This is a genomic window from Halopseudomonas pachastrellae (genome assembly GCF_900114765.1).
Taxonomy (GTDB): Bacteria; Pseudomonadota; Gammaproteobacteria; order Pseudomonadales; family Pseudomonadaceae; genus Halopseudomonas; species Halopseudomonas pachastrellae.
This window is the reverse complement of record NZ_FOUD01000028.1, coordinates 1-13,340: the sequence shown is the minus strand read 5'-3', so window position 1 is coordinate 13,340 and position 13,340 is coordinate 1. Positions and strand designations below refer to the sequence as shown.

Annotated in this window: 12 protein-coding genes; 8 read left to right on the top strand and 4 right to left on the bottom strand. The window is 62.9% G+C overall.

Going from position 1 to position 13,340, the window contains the following annotated elements; all coding sequences use genetic code 11:
• Nucleotides 1–23: 23 nt before the first annotated feature.
• The 5 genes from BM116_RS17715 (at nt 24) to BM116_RS17695 (ending at nt 5,494) form a co-directional block, all read left to right on the top strand.
• Nucleotides 24–1,115: a BMP family ABC transporter substrate-binding protein gene (locus BM116_RS17715; protein WP_083728577.1), complete on the top strand. Its 1,092-nt coding sequence runs from the start codon at nt 24–26 to the stop codon at nt 1,113–1,115.
• Nucleotides 1,112–2,629, top strand: a complete 1,518-nt coding sequence (locus BM116_RS17710) for an ABC transporter ATP-binding protein (RefSeq protein ID WP_083728578.1) — start codon at nt 1,112–1,114, stop codon at nt 2,627–2,629. The genes BM116_RS17715 and BM116_RS17710 overlap by 4 nt, the downstream gene beginning before the upstream one ends.
• The gene (locus tag BM116_RS17705) at nt 2,622–3,716 is read left to right on the top strand and encodes an ABC transporter permease (RefSeq protein ID WP_083728579.1); all 1,095 of its coding nucleotides are present in this window, start codon (nt 2,622–2,624) and stop codon (nt 3,714–3,716) included. Before BM116_RS17710 ends, BM116_RS17705 begins: the two co-directional genes overlap by 8 nt.
• Nucleotides 3,716–4,645 carry an ABC transporter permease gene (locus tag BM116_RS17700; RefSeq protein ID WP_083728580.1) on the top strand — a complete coding sequence of 310 codons (930 nt, stop codon included), beginning with the start codon at nt 3,716–3,718 and terminating at the stop codon, nt 4,643–4,645. Before BM116_RS17705 ends, BM116_RS17700 begins: the two co-directional genes overlap by 1 nt.
• Nucleotides 4,646–4,717: 72 nt before the next feature.
• On the top strand, nt 4,718–5,494 hold the full coding sequence (locus BM116_RS17695) for an SDR family NAD(P)-dependent oxidoreductase (RefSeq protein ID WP_083728581.1): 777 nt from the start codon (nt 4,718–4,720) through the stop codon (nt 5,492–5,494).
• Here the strand turns inward: BM116_RS17695 and BM116_RS17690 are convergent.
• Nucleotides 5,473–6,417 carry an alpha/beta hydrolase gene (locus BM116_RS17690; RefSeq protein ID WP_083728582.1) on the bottom strand — a complete coding sequence of 315 codons (945 nt, stop codon included), beginning with the start codon at nt 6,415–6,417 and terminating at the stop codon, nt 5,473–5,475. The two genes, BM116_RS17695 and BM116_RS17690, sit on opposite strands and share 22 nt — an antisense overlap.
• A complete protein-coding gene (locus tag BM116_RS17685; protein WP_083728583.1) occupies nt 6,401–7,876 on the bottom strand; it encodes a flavin-containing monooxygenase in 1,476 nt (491 codons plus the stop codon). Before BM116_RS17685 ends, BM116_RS17690 begins: the two co-directional genes overlap by 17 nt.
• 148 nt (nt 7,877–8,024) lie before the next feature.
• Between BM116_RS17685 and BM116_RS17680 the strand changes: the two genes are divergently transcribed.
• The 3 genes from BM116_RS17680 (at nt 8,025) to BM116_RS17670 (ending at nt 11,467) form a co-directional block, all read left to right on the top strand.
• Complete coding sequence (locus tag BM116_RS17680; RefSeq protein WP_235846791.1) at nt 8,025–9,002, top strand: AraC family transcriptional regulator; 978 nt, start codon at nt 8,025–8,027, stop codon at nt 9,000–9,002.
• A gap of 131 nt (nt 9,003–9,133) precedes the next feature.
• Entirely contained in the window at nt 9,134–10,312 is a 1,179-nt protein-coding gene (locus tag BM116_RS17675; protein ID WP_083728584.1) for an acyl-CoA dehydrogenase family protein, read from the top strand.
• A 12-nt stretch (nt 10,313–10,324) separates the two neighbouring features.
• Nucleotides 10,325–11,467 (top strand): acyl-CoA dehydrogenase family protein, encoded by a 1,143-nt coding sequence (locus BM116_RS17670; protein ID WP_083728585.1) that lies wholly within the window; start codon nt 10,325–10,327, stop codon nt 11,465–11,467.
• 288 nt (nt 11,468–11,755) lie between these two features.
• Here BM116_RS17670 and BM116_RS17660 read toward each other — a convergent pair whose 3' ends face one another.
• Both BM116_RS17660 and BM116_RS18735 read right to left on the bottom strand, forming a co-directional pair.
• The gene (locus BM116_RS17660; RefSeq protein WP_217649004.1) at nt 11,756–12,874 is read right to left on the bottom strand and encodes an IS110 family RNA-guided transposase; all 1,119 of its coding nucleotides are present in this window, start codon (nt 12,872–12,874) and stop codon (nt 11,756–11,758) included.
• 202 nt (nt 12,875–13,076) lie between these two features.
• On the bottom strand, nt 13,077–13,340 hold a 264-nt coding region (locus BM116_RS18735; protein ID WP_175494057.1), incomplete at its 5' end, for a transposase.

The window sequence follows — 13,340 nt, the reverse complement described above, 5'->3', positions numbered from 1 at the left end:
TGATCGCAAGAAGGACTTTGGCAATGAAAAAACTGATTGCGGGCGCGGTATGCGCCCTGGCCGCCTGCGGCCTGCCGACTCTGGCTGCTGCCGAGGAAGGCGGTTTTACCCTGACCGGCCCGGCGAAGATCGCCATGCTCTATATCAGCCCGCGCAACGACGGTGGCTGGACCCAGGCTTTCGATGAGGCGCGTCAGCGTCTGGAAGGCGATATCGGCCAGAAGATTCAGTACGTGGAAAGCGTGCCGGAGACCGCCTCAGCGATCAAGCCGACCGTTGAGCGGCTGATTCAGCGTGGCGCCAACATCATCATCGGCACTGCCTTCGGTTACTCCGACACCTTCAAGGAACTGGCCGACAAGTACCCGGAAGTGGCCTTCCTGAACGGCTCCGGCACCACCAACTCGCACAACCTGGAATCCTTCTACGGTCGTACCTACGAGAGCCAGTACCTGTGCGGTATGGCTGCCGGCGCTGCGTCTGAGACCGGCAAGCTGGGCTTTGTTGCCGCCAACCCCTTCGGCCAGGTGAACTGGACCGTTAACGCCTTCGCCATGGGCGCGCAGCAGATGAACCCGGATGCGACCGTCACCGTGATCTACACCGGCGCGTGGAACGACCCGGTCAAGGAGCGCGCTGCAGCAACCGCGCTGATCGATCAGGGCGCTGACGTTATCGGCCAGCACGTAGACAGCCCGACCCCGCAGATCGTTGCCCAGGAGCGCGGCGTGTATGGCACCGGTCACCACCGTGACATGAGCGAGTTCGCCCCTGAGGCCACCGTGTGCTCCTCGGTCTGGGTTTGGGATCGCTTCCTGGCGCCTGAGCTGAAGAAAATCATGGCTGGCAACTGGGTACCGGCTGAACACGGTGCGCTGCTGTCGATGGAGCAGGGCGGTACCGACGTATCCTGCTGCGGCAAAGGTATCGATGAAGAAGAGAAAGCCAAGATCATGGCCGCCCGCGAGGAGCTGCTGAACGGCGAGAAATTGATCTACGCCGGCCCGATTGCTGACCGTGACGGCAACGTCAAGGCGGCAGAAGGAGATGCTCTGACCGACGCCGAACTGTGGTCCATGGACTGGTTCGTCAAGGGAGTGATTACCCAGCAATGAGTAACCAGAACGCGATCCGGCTGGACAGCGTCAGCAAGTCCTTTGATGGCTTCAAGGCACTGTCCGAGGCGTCCTTTACCGCTCGGTGGGGCGAAGTACATGCCCTGCTGGGCGAGAACGGCGCAGGCAAGTCGTCGCTGATGAACATTGCCGCCGGGCTGTATGCGCCGGAAACCGGGTCGCTGTTCATTGACGATAATGCCGTGCGGCTGAATGGGCCGCTGGATGCCGCAGCCCAGGGCATCGGCATGGTGCACCAGCACTTCAAACTGGTGAAGCCCTTCACCGTGGCAGAGAACATTCTGCTCGGCCTGCGTAACCTGCAAACCGGTACTTACCGGCAGCGGCTGGCGCAGGTTGCCGAGCAGATCACGGCCATGGCCGCCAGCCTGGGGTTCAGCATTGAGCCCCATGCACGGGTGGATCAACTGTCGGTGGCCGAGCAGCAACGGGTCGAGATTCTCAAGGTATTGCTGGCGGGCGCCCGCATCCTGATTCTCGATGAACCCACCGCTGTGTTGACCGATGCGGAGGCAGAGAACCTGCTGACCACGGTTCAGAATTTTGCGCATCAGGAAGGCGCTGCCGTCATCCTGGTGACGCACAAGATGAATGATGTAATGCGCTACGCCGATCAGGTGACGGTGATGCGCACAGGCTCGACGGTCGCCAGTCTCAAGCCGCAGACCGTGTCGGTCGGCGAGCTGGTCAAGCTGACCGTTGGCGATGCGCCCACACCGCCACAGATTCCAGCCAGCCGCGCGGCGGGAGAGGTCAAACTGGCGGTGCGCGACCTGCGCTCCAGCAGCGATGCGCCGGTGCTGCGCGGCGTCAATCTGGAGCTGCGTTCCGGTGAGATTTACGGCATCGCCGGTGTCGGTGGCAACGGCCAGAGTGAGCTGGCAGGGGCGCTGATGGGCCTGCCCGAGCCGGTGTCCGGCGAGATGGAACTGGTCGGTGAAGGTGATCTCAACAGCCTCAGCGCGGCCCGTCGCCGCGAGCTGGGCATCGCCTGCATTCCCGCCGACCGCTACAGCTCGGCGCTCGCCGCACCGCTGTCGATCAGCGACAACTTTGCCATGGGCGATGTACACAGCGGCCGCTACGGGCCGTTCTGGTTTCTGCGCCGCAAGCGGATTGAGGCCGACACTGCCGCCGCGGTCGCCGAGTTTGATGTGCAGGGCGTGCGCTCGCTGCAGCAGAAGGCGGCGCTGCTGTCGGGCGGCAACGCGCAGAAGCTGGTGATTGCCCGCGAGTTTGCCCGCATCCCGCAACTGGTCATCGTCCACAGCCCCAGCCGCGGGCTGGATGTGCGCGCCACCCTGGCAGTGCACGAACGGCTGCGCAGCGCGCGTGATGCCGGCGCTGCGGTGTTGCTGATCAGTGAAGACCTGGACGAAGTGATGGCGCTGGCAGACCGCATTGGCGTGATGTCGGCAGGACGTATCATCGGCGAGTTTGCCCAGCCGGCGGACCGCCAGGCAATCGGGCAGGCCATGGTGAATCATGTTTGATACAACGAATTTTCAACCGCTGCTGGCGCGCCGGTACACCCTTGAAGTTCGCCAGCAGATGGCCTGGTACTGGCAGGCGCTGGTCATCGCGCTGGCATTGGTAGTCGGCATGCTGATCTCGGCGGCGATTCTGGTCAGCGCCGGGGTACCCGCCGATGAGCTGCTCAATGAGTTTGTCATCCTCACCCTGTTCGACAGCCAGAGTCTGCGGGCGGTGTTGTTCCAGGCCGCGCCGCTGATCATGGTTGGTCTGGCGGGCTGTCTGGCGTTTCGTGCGCGGTTCTGGAACCTCGGGCTGGAAGGCCAGATGATCTGGGGCGCGATTGGCGCGACCGCCGTTTCACTGTTCGAGATCGGGCCGCCGTCACTGCGCCTGCCGCTGATGATGGTGTGTGCCATGGCCTGCGGCCTGCTCTGGGCGCTGGCGCCGGTGCTGCTCAAGCTGCACCTGAAGGTCAACGAGATCATCTCCACACTGATGCTCAACTACATTGCGATCAACTTCCTGCTGCATCTGGTCTACGGCAGCTGGAAAGACCCGCGTGACTCCTTCCCGTATTCGCCGCAGTACAAGGTGTTCGAGCGCCTGCCCGAGCTGTTCGATGGCGTCAGCCTGGCCGTGGTGCTGGCGCTGGTGGTCGCGCTGTTCGTGCTGTGGTTCACCGGCATCTCGCGCGCTGGCCTGTACCTGCGCTTTGTCGACAGCAGCCCGGGTGTGGCGCGTGCGGTCGGCGTGCCGGTCAAGCGGGTGATCCTCGGTACCGTGCTGCTGTCCGGGGCGCTGGCGGGCCTTGCCGGACTGATGATTACCGCCGGGCAGGAAGGGAGGCTGACCCACTCCTTCTACGCCGGGTATGGTTTTTCCGGGATTCTGATTGCCTTTCTGGCACGTAACCAGCCGATAGCCGCCACCCTTGTCGCGGTGCTGGTGGCGACCCTGTTTGTCGCCGGGCGGAGTCTGCAGGTGTTCTATCAGATTCCGTTCTCGATGGTGCAGTTGATCCAGGCGATTCTGGTGATCTGTGTGGCGTCGTCGGAGTTCTTTATCCGTCACCGTATTCGCCGCATTCAGGGAGGGCAGGTCTGATGGACATGATTGCAAGCTGGATTGGCAACATTCCCGACTTCGCCGTGCCCTTCGCGCTGGCGGCCCTCGGGTTGATCGTGATCGAGCGCACCGGGGTGCTGGCCCTGGGGGCTGAAGGCTTGATGCTGGTGGGCGCGCTGGCGGGGATTGGCGCCTCGCTGATGACCGGCGGCGCGACCGTCTGGGCATTGATTCTGGCGATGTGCGCAGCCGGCTTTGTCTCGCTGCTGTTTGCCTTGATGGTGCTGGTGATGCGCATCAATCAGGTGATCGCGGGCCTGGCATTGGTGTTCTTCTGTCAGGGCCTGACCGGGCTGCTCGGCACGCTGCTGGATTGGACCAACAAGCCGGTTGCCGGGTTGAAGGCGGTGTCGCTGTGGCCATTCTCCGAGCTGCCGGTGGTGGGCAAGCTGTTTGTGCAAAACCCGCTGGTATTCATCACGCCGCTGATTTTCCTCGCGGTGGTGCTGGTGCTCAATCGCAGTGTGCTGGGCCTGCGCATGCGCGCGGTCGGCGAGAACCCGCAGGCAGCCGATGCCGCCGGTATTCCGGTGTTGGGTTATCGCTGCGCCGCCATCGTCGCCGGCTCCATGCTGATCGGTCTGGCCGGTGCCTATATCTCGGTGCTGAGCACCAAGATGTGGATCGCCGATATGGTTGGCGGTCGCGGCTGGATTGCCGTGGCGCTGGTGATTTTTGCCCGCTGGTCGCCGTGGAAGGCGCTGGCCGGCGCCGTGCTGTTTGGCTGTATCGAGGCGCTGATTCCGCAGATGGCGGCCTCCGGTATCCGCTTGCCACAGTACTTCGTATTCATGACCCCCTACGCCGTCACCCTCGGGGTGATGATCTGGGTAGCCTTGGCCAGCCGCGATAGGAGCAGCCAGCCCGGGGCGTTGGGGGAGCCCTTTATTCGAGAAGAACGCCGCTAGCCGCGTTGAAAGTTGGCTGCGTGGCCAGCGCCTTCAACACCGCTAGCCCGGAACTGAAAACAGGATTTACCCATGCAAGGTGCAGTATTGATTACCGGCGCGACCTCCGGGTTTGGCGCCGCCAGCGCGCGCTGTCTGGCGCGACAGGGCTGGCCGCTGATTCTCTGTGGTCGCCGATTGGAGCGGCTGCAGGCGTTGGCTGAGGAGCTCAGCGAGCTGACCAGCGTGTTGCCGCTGCAACTGGACGTACGCGATGCCATCGCCGTGCAGCGCGCTATCGATGAATTGCCGGAGCCGTTTTCCGGCATTCAGGTGCTCGTCAACAACGCCGGGCTGGCACTGGCGCCGGGCCCGGCGCAGGCGGTTGAGCTAAGCGATTTGCACACCATGATCGACACCAACATCACCGGGCTGGTCAACGTCACCCACGCGGTGCTGCCCAAGCTGATCGCCTGGGGCAGCGGTGCAACCATCATCAACATCGGCTCCACCGCCGCCGGCAACCCCTATCCCGGCAGCCACGTGTACGGTGCCAGCAAAGCCTTCGTGCAGCAGTTTTCCTACAACCTGCGCTGCGACCTGCAGGGCACCGGTGTGCGGGTCACCGACCTGGCACCCGGCATTGCCGAGACCGAGTTCAGCTTGGTGCGCAACGCCGGCGACGCCGGCGCTGCCGACAAGGTCTATCAGGGCACAGTCCCGCTGACCGCCGACGATGTTGCCGAGCAGGTCGGTTACATCGCCGCGCTACCGGCGCACATGAACATCAATCGACTGGAAGTGGTGCCGGTGCGCCAGGCCTGGGGGCCGTACGCGATTCACCGGGATCAGCTTACCGAGTCGGCCTGAGCGCCGCCGACAAATTCCACCACCCGCTGCAGCGCTGCATCGGCGCTGTGCAGCAACCCTGCGTGCGCCTGGAATACGTGCCACAGCTCCTCACAGCGCTCCAGTCGCACATCCACGCCAGCAGCCCGCGCGGCGTCAGCAAGACGCAGGCTGTCGTTCAGCAACACCTCATCCTCGCCCACCTGCAGCAGCAGCGGAGGTAGCCCCTTTAGCTGACCAAACAGCGGCGACACCATCGGGTCGGCGCGGTCCAGTCCCGCCGGGCAATAGGCGTCGCGGGCGCTGTCGAGCCAAGAGGGATGCAGCAGCGGATCGCCCGCTGCAGGTGCATGCAACTGCTCGGCGGTCATGTCGGTGACTGGCGAGAAGCAGACCAGTGCGGCGGGCAACGGCAGCTTGAGTGCAGCCAGTTTTTGCGCGGTGACCAGCACCAGATTGCCGCCGGCTGAGTCGCCGATCAGGGTGATCTGCTGCGGTGTGTAACCCCGTTGCAGCAGTGCCTGATAGGCGGCGACTGCGTCATCGCAGGCGGCGGGTGCCGGGTATGCCGGGGCCAAGCGGTAGTCCAGCGCGCAGACATCGAACTGGCCGCGACTGGCCAATGCCGAGCAGATACCACGATGGGTTTGCGGTGAGCCGATAACGAAGGCGCCGCCATGCAGATACAGCAGCACGCGGCCGTCGCCACCCGCCGCCGGACGGTGCCACATGCAGGGGCGTCCGGAGATCTGCTCAACGCTGCGGGTCACGCCACTGGCCAGCGGCATGCCGAGGGTCAGCAGGCGCAGCACCAGTGCCTGTACGGCAAAAGGCACGGGCGGACGTATCAGGCCGCGAAACAGCAGCTTCAACATACCGCGCAGCACGGCGCGCAGGCCGGGTTGGCCGGGGCTTTGGTACAGCTCATCAACGTACCTGGACATAATCGCTCCACGTCGGTTTGCGGGTCATCTGCCGGTAGGTGAAGGTAAAGCCGGGCCAGTTGACGGTCTGCTTGCCGTCGGCGGTCAGGTACCAGCTCTGGCAGCCCTGCGCCCAGACGGTGTCGCGGGCGGCATCTTGCAGTTTCTGGTTGTAGCGCGCCTGTATCTCCGGCTGCAGGTCAAGATAGCGCAAGCCGCGGTCGCGTCGGGCCTTGATGCAGTTGATGACGTAGCGGAACTGGCTTTCCAGCATGTAGATGATCGAGTTGTGGCCGAGGTTGGTGTTCGGCCCGTAGAGCACGTAGAGGTTGGGGAAGCCGGCAATGGAAATACCCTTGTAGGCTTCTGCTCCGGCGCGCCAGGTGTCGTTCAGGTCCTTGCCGTCCAGCCCGCTGATCTTGATTGGCGCCAGAAACTCGGTGGCGGCAAAACCGGTGCCGTAGATCAGTACATCGGCCGGGTGCAGGGTGCCGTCGCGGGTCATTACGCCTTCAGGCACCACCCTCTCGATGCCGTCGGTAACGATGCTGACGTTCGGCTGGTTCAGCGCCGGGTAGTAGTTGTTGCTGATCAGAATGCGCTTGCAGCCCATCGGGTAGTCCGGCGTCAGCGCGGCGCGTTTGGCCGGATCACTGACCTGCCGCGCCAGGTGACGCAGCGCGGCCTTTTCACTGCTTTTGACCAGCGAGGTAAAGTGCACAAAGCCGAGGGCGCGTACTTCATGGCTGAGGTACTGCCAGGCCCTGTCCAGCTGGTGCAGCAGCGGCAGGCGGCTAAGCCAGCGGCGGCGGTTGTCACTGTACTCGGCATCATCCTTGGGCAGCACCCAGGCGGCGTTGCGCTGGTACAGGTCGAGCTGGGCAACCTCGGGCACAATCTGCGGCACAAACTGGATGGCTGAGGCACCGGTGCCGATCACCGCCACGCGCTTGCCTTTGAGATCAACTTCGTGCTGCCACTCGGCAGAATGAAAGGCCGGGCCAGCGAAGCTGCCCAGCCCGTCGATGTTCGGCAGCAGCGGGCGGTTGAGCTGGCCGGTGGCGGCGATCAGGTTGTGCGCTGTCAGCGTCTCGCCGCTGGCGGTGGTGATCTGCCAGCAGCCGCTATCGGCATCAAAGCGTGCATCGCTGACTTCGCAGTTCAGCCGAATGCGCTGGCGCAGGTGGTATTTGTCGGCGCAGTGGCGGATGTAGGCGTGGATTTCGTTCTGGCGTGCGTACTTGTGCGGCCAGTCGGTACGCGGTTCAAACGAGTAGGAATACAGGTGTGAGGGCACATCGCAGCCCGAACCCGGATAGTGGTTGTCGCGCCAGGTGCCGCCGATGTCGGCGGCCTTTTCCAGCACCAGAAACTGGCTGATGCCGGCGCGATCAAGCTGGATGGCCATACCGAGGCCGCCAAACCCGCTGCCAATGATGATGGCTTCGAGTGGTGCGGCAGGTGAGCTTTTTGTTGTCATTGTGCTTCCTCCTGTGCGTTTGATCTTAGGCCTTGTCTATCGCTGCGGGTATGGCATAGTCGGTCAAAAAATTGTGAGTTTCGGACACGCGATGACCGCCTCGACACCTCCCTGGCCACGCCTGCGGAATATTGGCAGCGTGCAACTGATGACCCAGTTGGGCACGGAACTGGGCCTGACGGTGCCGCAATGCCTGGCCCAGACCGGGCTGGATGTGATGGCGCTGGCCGACGGGCAAGCGCAGGTCGAGGCCGCGCAGGAGCTGCAGGTGGTCAGCAATCTGCTGGCCGGTTTGCCCGAGCAGCCGCTGCTGGGGCTGCTGGCCGGGCGCCGCTACCAGCTCAGCCGTTACGGAATCTGGGGATATGCGTTGCTGTGCAGTGCCTCACTCGGCGAGGCGCTGGATATGGGGTTGCGCTACCTCGATCTGACCTTTGCCTTCTGTCGCATCCATGCCCGCAAGGACGGCTCTGGCCACTGGCTGGTGGTGGATGACAGCTGGGTTGAGCCGTCAGTACGCCGTTTTCTGCTGCTGCGCGACAGCTCCGCTATTGCGCGCATTCACCGTGAACTGACCGGCCTGCGGCAGCCCTTCAAGTCGGTTCAACTGGCATTACCTGCGCCGCCCGCTGAGCAGTTGGCGGCCTACACCGAGGCCTATGGCTGCACGCCCCAGTTCGATGCCCAAGAGCACCTGCTGGAGTTGGACCCGGAACTGCTGGCCCGGGCATTGCCCGGCGACAACCCCGCCATGCGTGAGGCCTGCGAGGTGCAATGCCATCAGTTGCTGCAACGCTATCGGGCGCGCGACGGGTTGGCGGGGCGGGTACGTGAGTTGCTGTTGGAGGGTGGCGCGGCGCTACCGGACATGCCGACTGTTGCGGCCAGGCTGCATCTGACCGAGCGCACGCTGCGCCGTCGTCTGGGCGAGGAGCAGACCAGCTTCCGTCAGTTGCAGGAGGAAACCCGCGAAGCGCTGGCCGAGGAATTGCTGCGCATGCCGGGGCTGTCACTGGAGGCGGTGGCGGTGCGGCTTGGTTATGGCGAGGTGTCCAACTTTGTTCATGCATTTCGCCGCTGGAAGGGCATGACGCCGAGGCAGTACTGCCGCAGCGAGCGTGCTTGAGCATCATCCCCAATGATGGGTGACTATTCGGTCAGTCAACAGCCGCTTCCGTGCGGCGCCGGCCGGAGTATCTTTGTGGTTTGACCGATTCAGCGTTTCCTGCAGATAAATCACAACAAAGGAGAATGCCCGTGGCCGATCTGGACGTATTCCGTCAGCAAACCCGCGACTGGCTGGAAGAGAACTGCCCGCAGAGCATGCGCACCCCGCAGCGCTCGGATAACGATGCCTGCTGGGGTGGACGCAACTTTACGTTCGCCAGCGAAGATCAGAAACTCTGGCTGGAGCGCATGGCCGCCCGCGGGTGGACTGCGCCCGAGTGGCCGAGTGAATACGGCGGTGGTGGCCTGAGCCAGCAGGAGCACAAGGTGCTGCGCGAAGAGATGGCGCGTATCAACGCCCGTCCGCCGCTGTCCAGCTTCGGTATCTGGATGATCGGCCCGGCAATTCTCAAGTTCGGCTCTGAAGAGCTGAAGCGTCAGCATCTGCCGCCGATCATTCGCGGTGAAATCCGCTGGTGTCAGGGCTACAGCGAACCGGGGGCCGGATCCGACTTGGCCGGTCTGCAGACCCGCGCCGAAGATCACGGCGACCACTTTATCGTCAACGGCCAGAAGATCTGGACCTCCTACGCCGACAAGGCCGACTGGATGTTCTGTCTGGTGCGCACCAACCCGGATGCCAAGAAGCAGCTGGGCATCAGCCTGGTGCTGTTCGACATGACTACCCCCGGCGTCAGCACTCGCCCGATCAAACTGATCTCCGGCAGCTCACCGTTCTGTGAAACCTTCCTCGACAACGTGCGGGTGGAGAAGAATCAGGTGGTCGGCGAGATCAACGCTGGCTGGACCATCGCCAAGTACCTGCTGACCCACGAGCGGGAAATGATTGGCGGCATGGGCCGCACGGCCGCAGGTCAGAAGAGTCTGCCGCAGATCGCGGTGGATGCTGTCGGCCTGGAAGACGGCAAGCTGGCCGACGGCATGCTGCGCGGCGAGCTGGCGACATGGGATCTGGATGCGGCTGCCTTTGCGCTGACCGCCGAGCGGGTATTGGATGAAGCCAAGGCGGGTCAGGGCGTTGGCGCGGCATCGGCCATGCTCAAGTACTACGGCACCGAGCTGAACAAGCGTCGGCAGGAGCTGATGGTTGCCCTGCATGGCAGTGACGGTCTGCTCTGGGAAGGGGAGGCGTCTCGCGAGGGGGCCATCGCCCGTAACTGGCTGCGCTCGAAGGGCAACTCGATCGAGGGCGGCACCAGCGAGGTGCAGCTCAACGTCATCGCCCGCAACATTCTCGGCCTTCAGTAAGGGGACAGCATCATGACAGCTTTGGTACTTAACGAAGAACAACAGATGCTCAAGGACACGGCCAAGCGTTTTCTGAGCGAGAGCGCCCCGGTCAGCCAGCTGCGTGCGCTGCGCGACAGCCGCGACGAAACCGGCTTCTCCCGCGAGCTGTGGCAGAGCATGGTCGAGATGGGCTTTGTCGGCACGCTGATTCCGGAAGAACTTGGCGGTGCCCAGTTCGGTTACGTCGGCATGGGTCAGGTCAGCGAACAGGTCGGTCGCAACCTGACCGCGTCTCCGCTGATCTCGACGGCTGTGGGTGGCGTTGCCGCGCTGCTGCTGGCCGGCTCCAGTGAACAGCAACAGGCACTGCTGCCGCAGGTCGCCGATGGCAGCTTGCTGCTGGCGCTGGCGGTCGATGAAGCGCCGCGTCCTGCGCCAAACCGCGTTGCGACCCGCCTGCAGGCAGCTGATGGCGGCTATCTGCTCAACGGCCGCAAGACCTTCGTGGTGGACGGTCACGTGGCCGACAAGCTGATCGTGTCGGCGCGCAGCGAGGGGGCTGAGGGTGATCAGGCAGGCATCAGCCTGTTGCTGGTTGATCGCACTGCGCCGGGCGTCAGCGTTGAGCGCACCATCATGGCGGACAGCCGTAATGCGGCCATCGTCAGCTTTGACGGCGTTAAAGTCGCTGCAAATGATCTGCTCGGCGGCGCCGGTCAGGCCTGGTCGGCGCTGGAGCTGACGCTGGATGTGGTCAACGCCCAATTGGCCGGTGAGCTGCTGGGGATGTCGCTGGAGGTGTTTGAGCGCACTGTGGCTTACCTGCAGGAGCGCAAACAGTTTGGTGTGGCGCTGAGTACTTTCCAGGCCCTGCAGCACCGTTGTGCGCACCTGTTCAGTGAACTGGAGCTGGTCAAGTCGGCGGTGTTGAAGGCGCAGATGGCGCTGGATGCCGGTGAAGCCGAGGCGGCGCAATGGGTCAGCCTGGCCAAGGCCAAGGCCTGCGAAGTAGCTGAGCTGGCGACCAACGAAGCGGTGCAGATGCACGGCGGCATGGGCATGACCGACGAGTTTGATATCGGTCTGTTCATGAAGCGTGCGCGCAGCGTGCAGGCGTTGTTTGGTGATTACCGCTATCACGCCAATCGCTTTGCGGCGTTGCGCGGTTATTGACCGGGAGGGCCGTATATGGTCTCCTCCCTCATTGCAAGGCATCAGTTTTTGACGGCAAGAGCAGGTTGTCTGTCGTATATCCGGCCTCAGTGTGCAGCACAGTGCTGCGGGCCTCGATGAGCAGTCGCCACGTATCGTCCTTATCGAGCTCGCGGCCTGTGTGGCCATGACCTTCCTCAGGTTTTCGATACATCGGTTTGACCTGTATTACCACCATCTGCTGATTGCCTTCGCAACCTGGGGGAGTGCGTTACCTCTTGGTTAAATCGAGTGTGTGGCTGCTGTGCTTCAGGCAGGAACGGCTTGGTATGGTTGCCCTCGAGCCACCACTGCCCAGCCGATGCGTGCCAGCTTGTTGGCCAGTGCCACGACGGCCTTGTTGTAACCTCGTCGCTCGATCAGGCTGCAGACCCAGCGACTTAGTCTGTCGTCACGCTCTTTGGCGTATCGGGCAACGGCTCTGGCGCCATGCACTAGCAGCGCCCTGAGGTGTCTATCCCCGCGCTTGCTGATACTGCCGAGCACAGTCTTGCCGCCAGTGCTGTACTGCTTGGGTACCAGCCCGAGAGCCGCAGCCACATCACGACCGCAACGGAACTGCTGGCCACTTCCTAGCCAGCCATAGAAGGCGCTGCTGACGATAGGGCCGTAGCCCGGCACGCTCATCAAGCGCTGGCAAGCTTCGTTTTCTGCGGCTTTGGTTTTGATTTCGCGTTCGTACCAAGCGAGCTCCTGCTCCAGCGCGATGAACAGCTGATACTGCCGGCCCAGCAGTTCCCGCAGGCGCCATGGCAAGCCGTTTTCCGCATCTTCCAACTGTGCGATGACCGCCTGCCTGAAGCGCTGCTTACCCTCAGGCAGATCCACGCCGTGCTCTGCGAGTAAGGCTCGAGTCCGGTTGATCAACCCCGTCTGTTCAGTCACCAGCGCTTGGCGCAAACGATGCAAGCTCTGGTCCAGCTGCTGATCGACCGTCTTGATCTCAACGCAACGAATACGGCCATGCTGAACCGCCTCAGCAATGGCAAGCGCGTCGTTGTAATCGTTCTTCTGGCCACGCAGGTAGGCTTTTACATGCTGTGCTGGCAACAGCTGCACACTATGACCCAACGCGCGTATCTTCCTGGCCCAGTGGTGCGCGCCGGAGCAAGCCTCCATGCCAACGACAGCCCCCGGATGATTAGCCAGAAATGGCAGCACCTCATGGCGGCGAAGCTTCTTGCGCCGGGCAGGTTTGCCCGAGCCATCAAGGGCGGCAACGAAAAAAATGTGCTTTGCCAGGTCGATGCCAATTGTCATAGATTGGTTCATGGTCTGCTCCTGTCTCCGTTCGGTTCCAGTAGATGCATAGCATCTATCCCCTGGCGCATCGACGCCGTAGAAGGGAGAGGGAGGAGACCATCTCATCGAGTTCCAACTCGGCCAAGGTGTTGAGCGGTACTTGCTGGTCGAGCGGGAGCTCGACCCTCCCGGTGCCGCAGATATAAAAAAACCGCAGCCTGTGCTGCGGTTTCAGACTGCTGACGAACCCCGCGTTTTCGCGGGGTTTCGTTTTTCTGGGGTGTTTGTAATGATTTTGCAGGTGTCGGGTAATTTAGCCTGCTAACCGCTAAAAACCGTCCGAGCAGCTCCATTTCCAGCCTCGCAGGCAAGTGCCGCTTCTTATCCCGGATTGCAGGCGTAAAAGCATCGCCAGCAGGCGGGCAATCTTCTTCATGTTTTGGCAGGCGGCTGCCAGCAGGCACTGTTTCATTACCTTGCGCAGTCCACGGAATCGGGCATAACGGTGCCCGTGCAGCTCCTTGGCGTCCGCAAAGCTGCGCTCGACGGTTTCCTTGCGCCTGGCATAGATGCGCCTGCCTTCAGGGGTAAG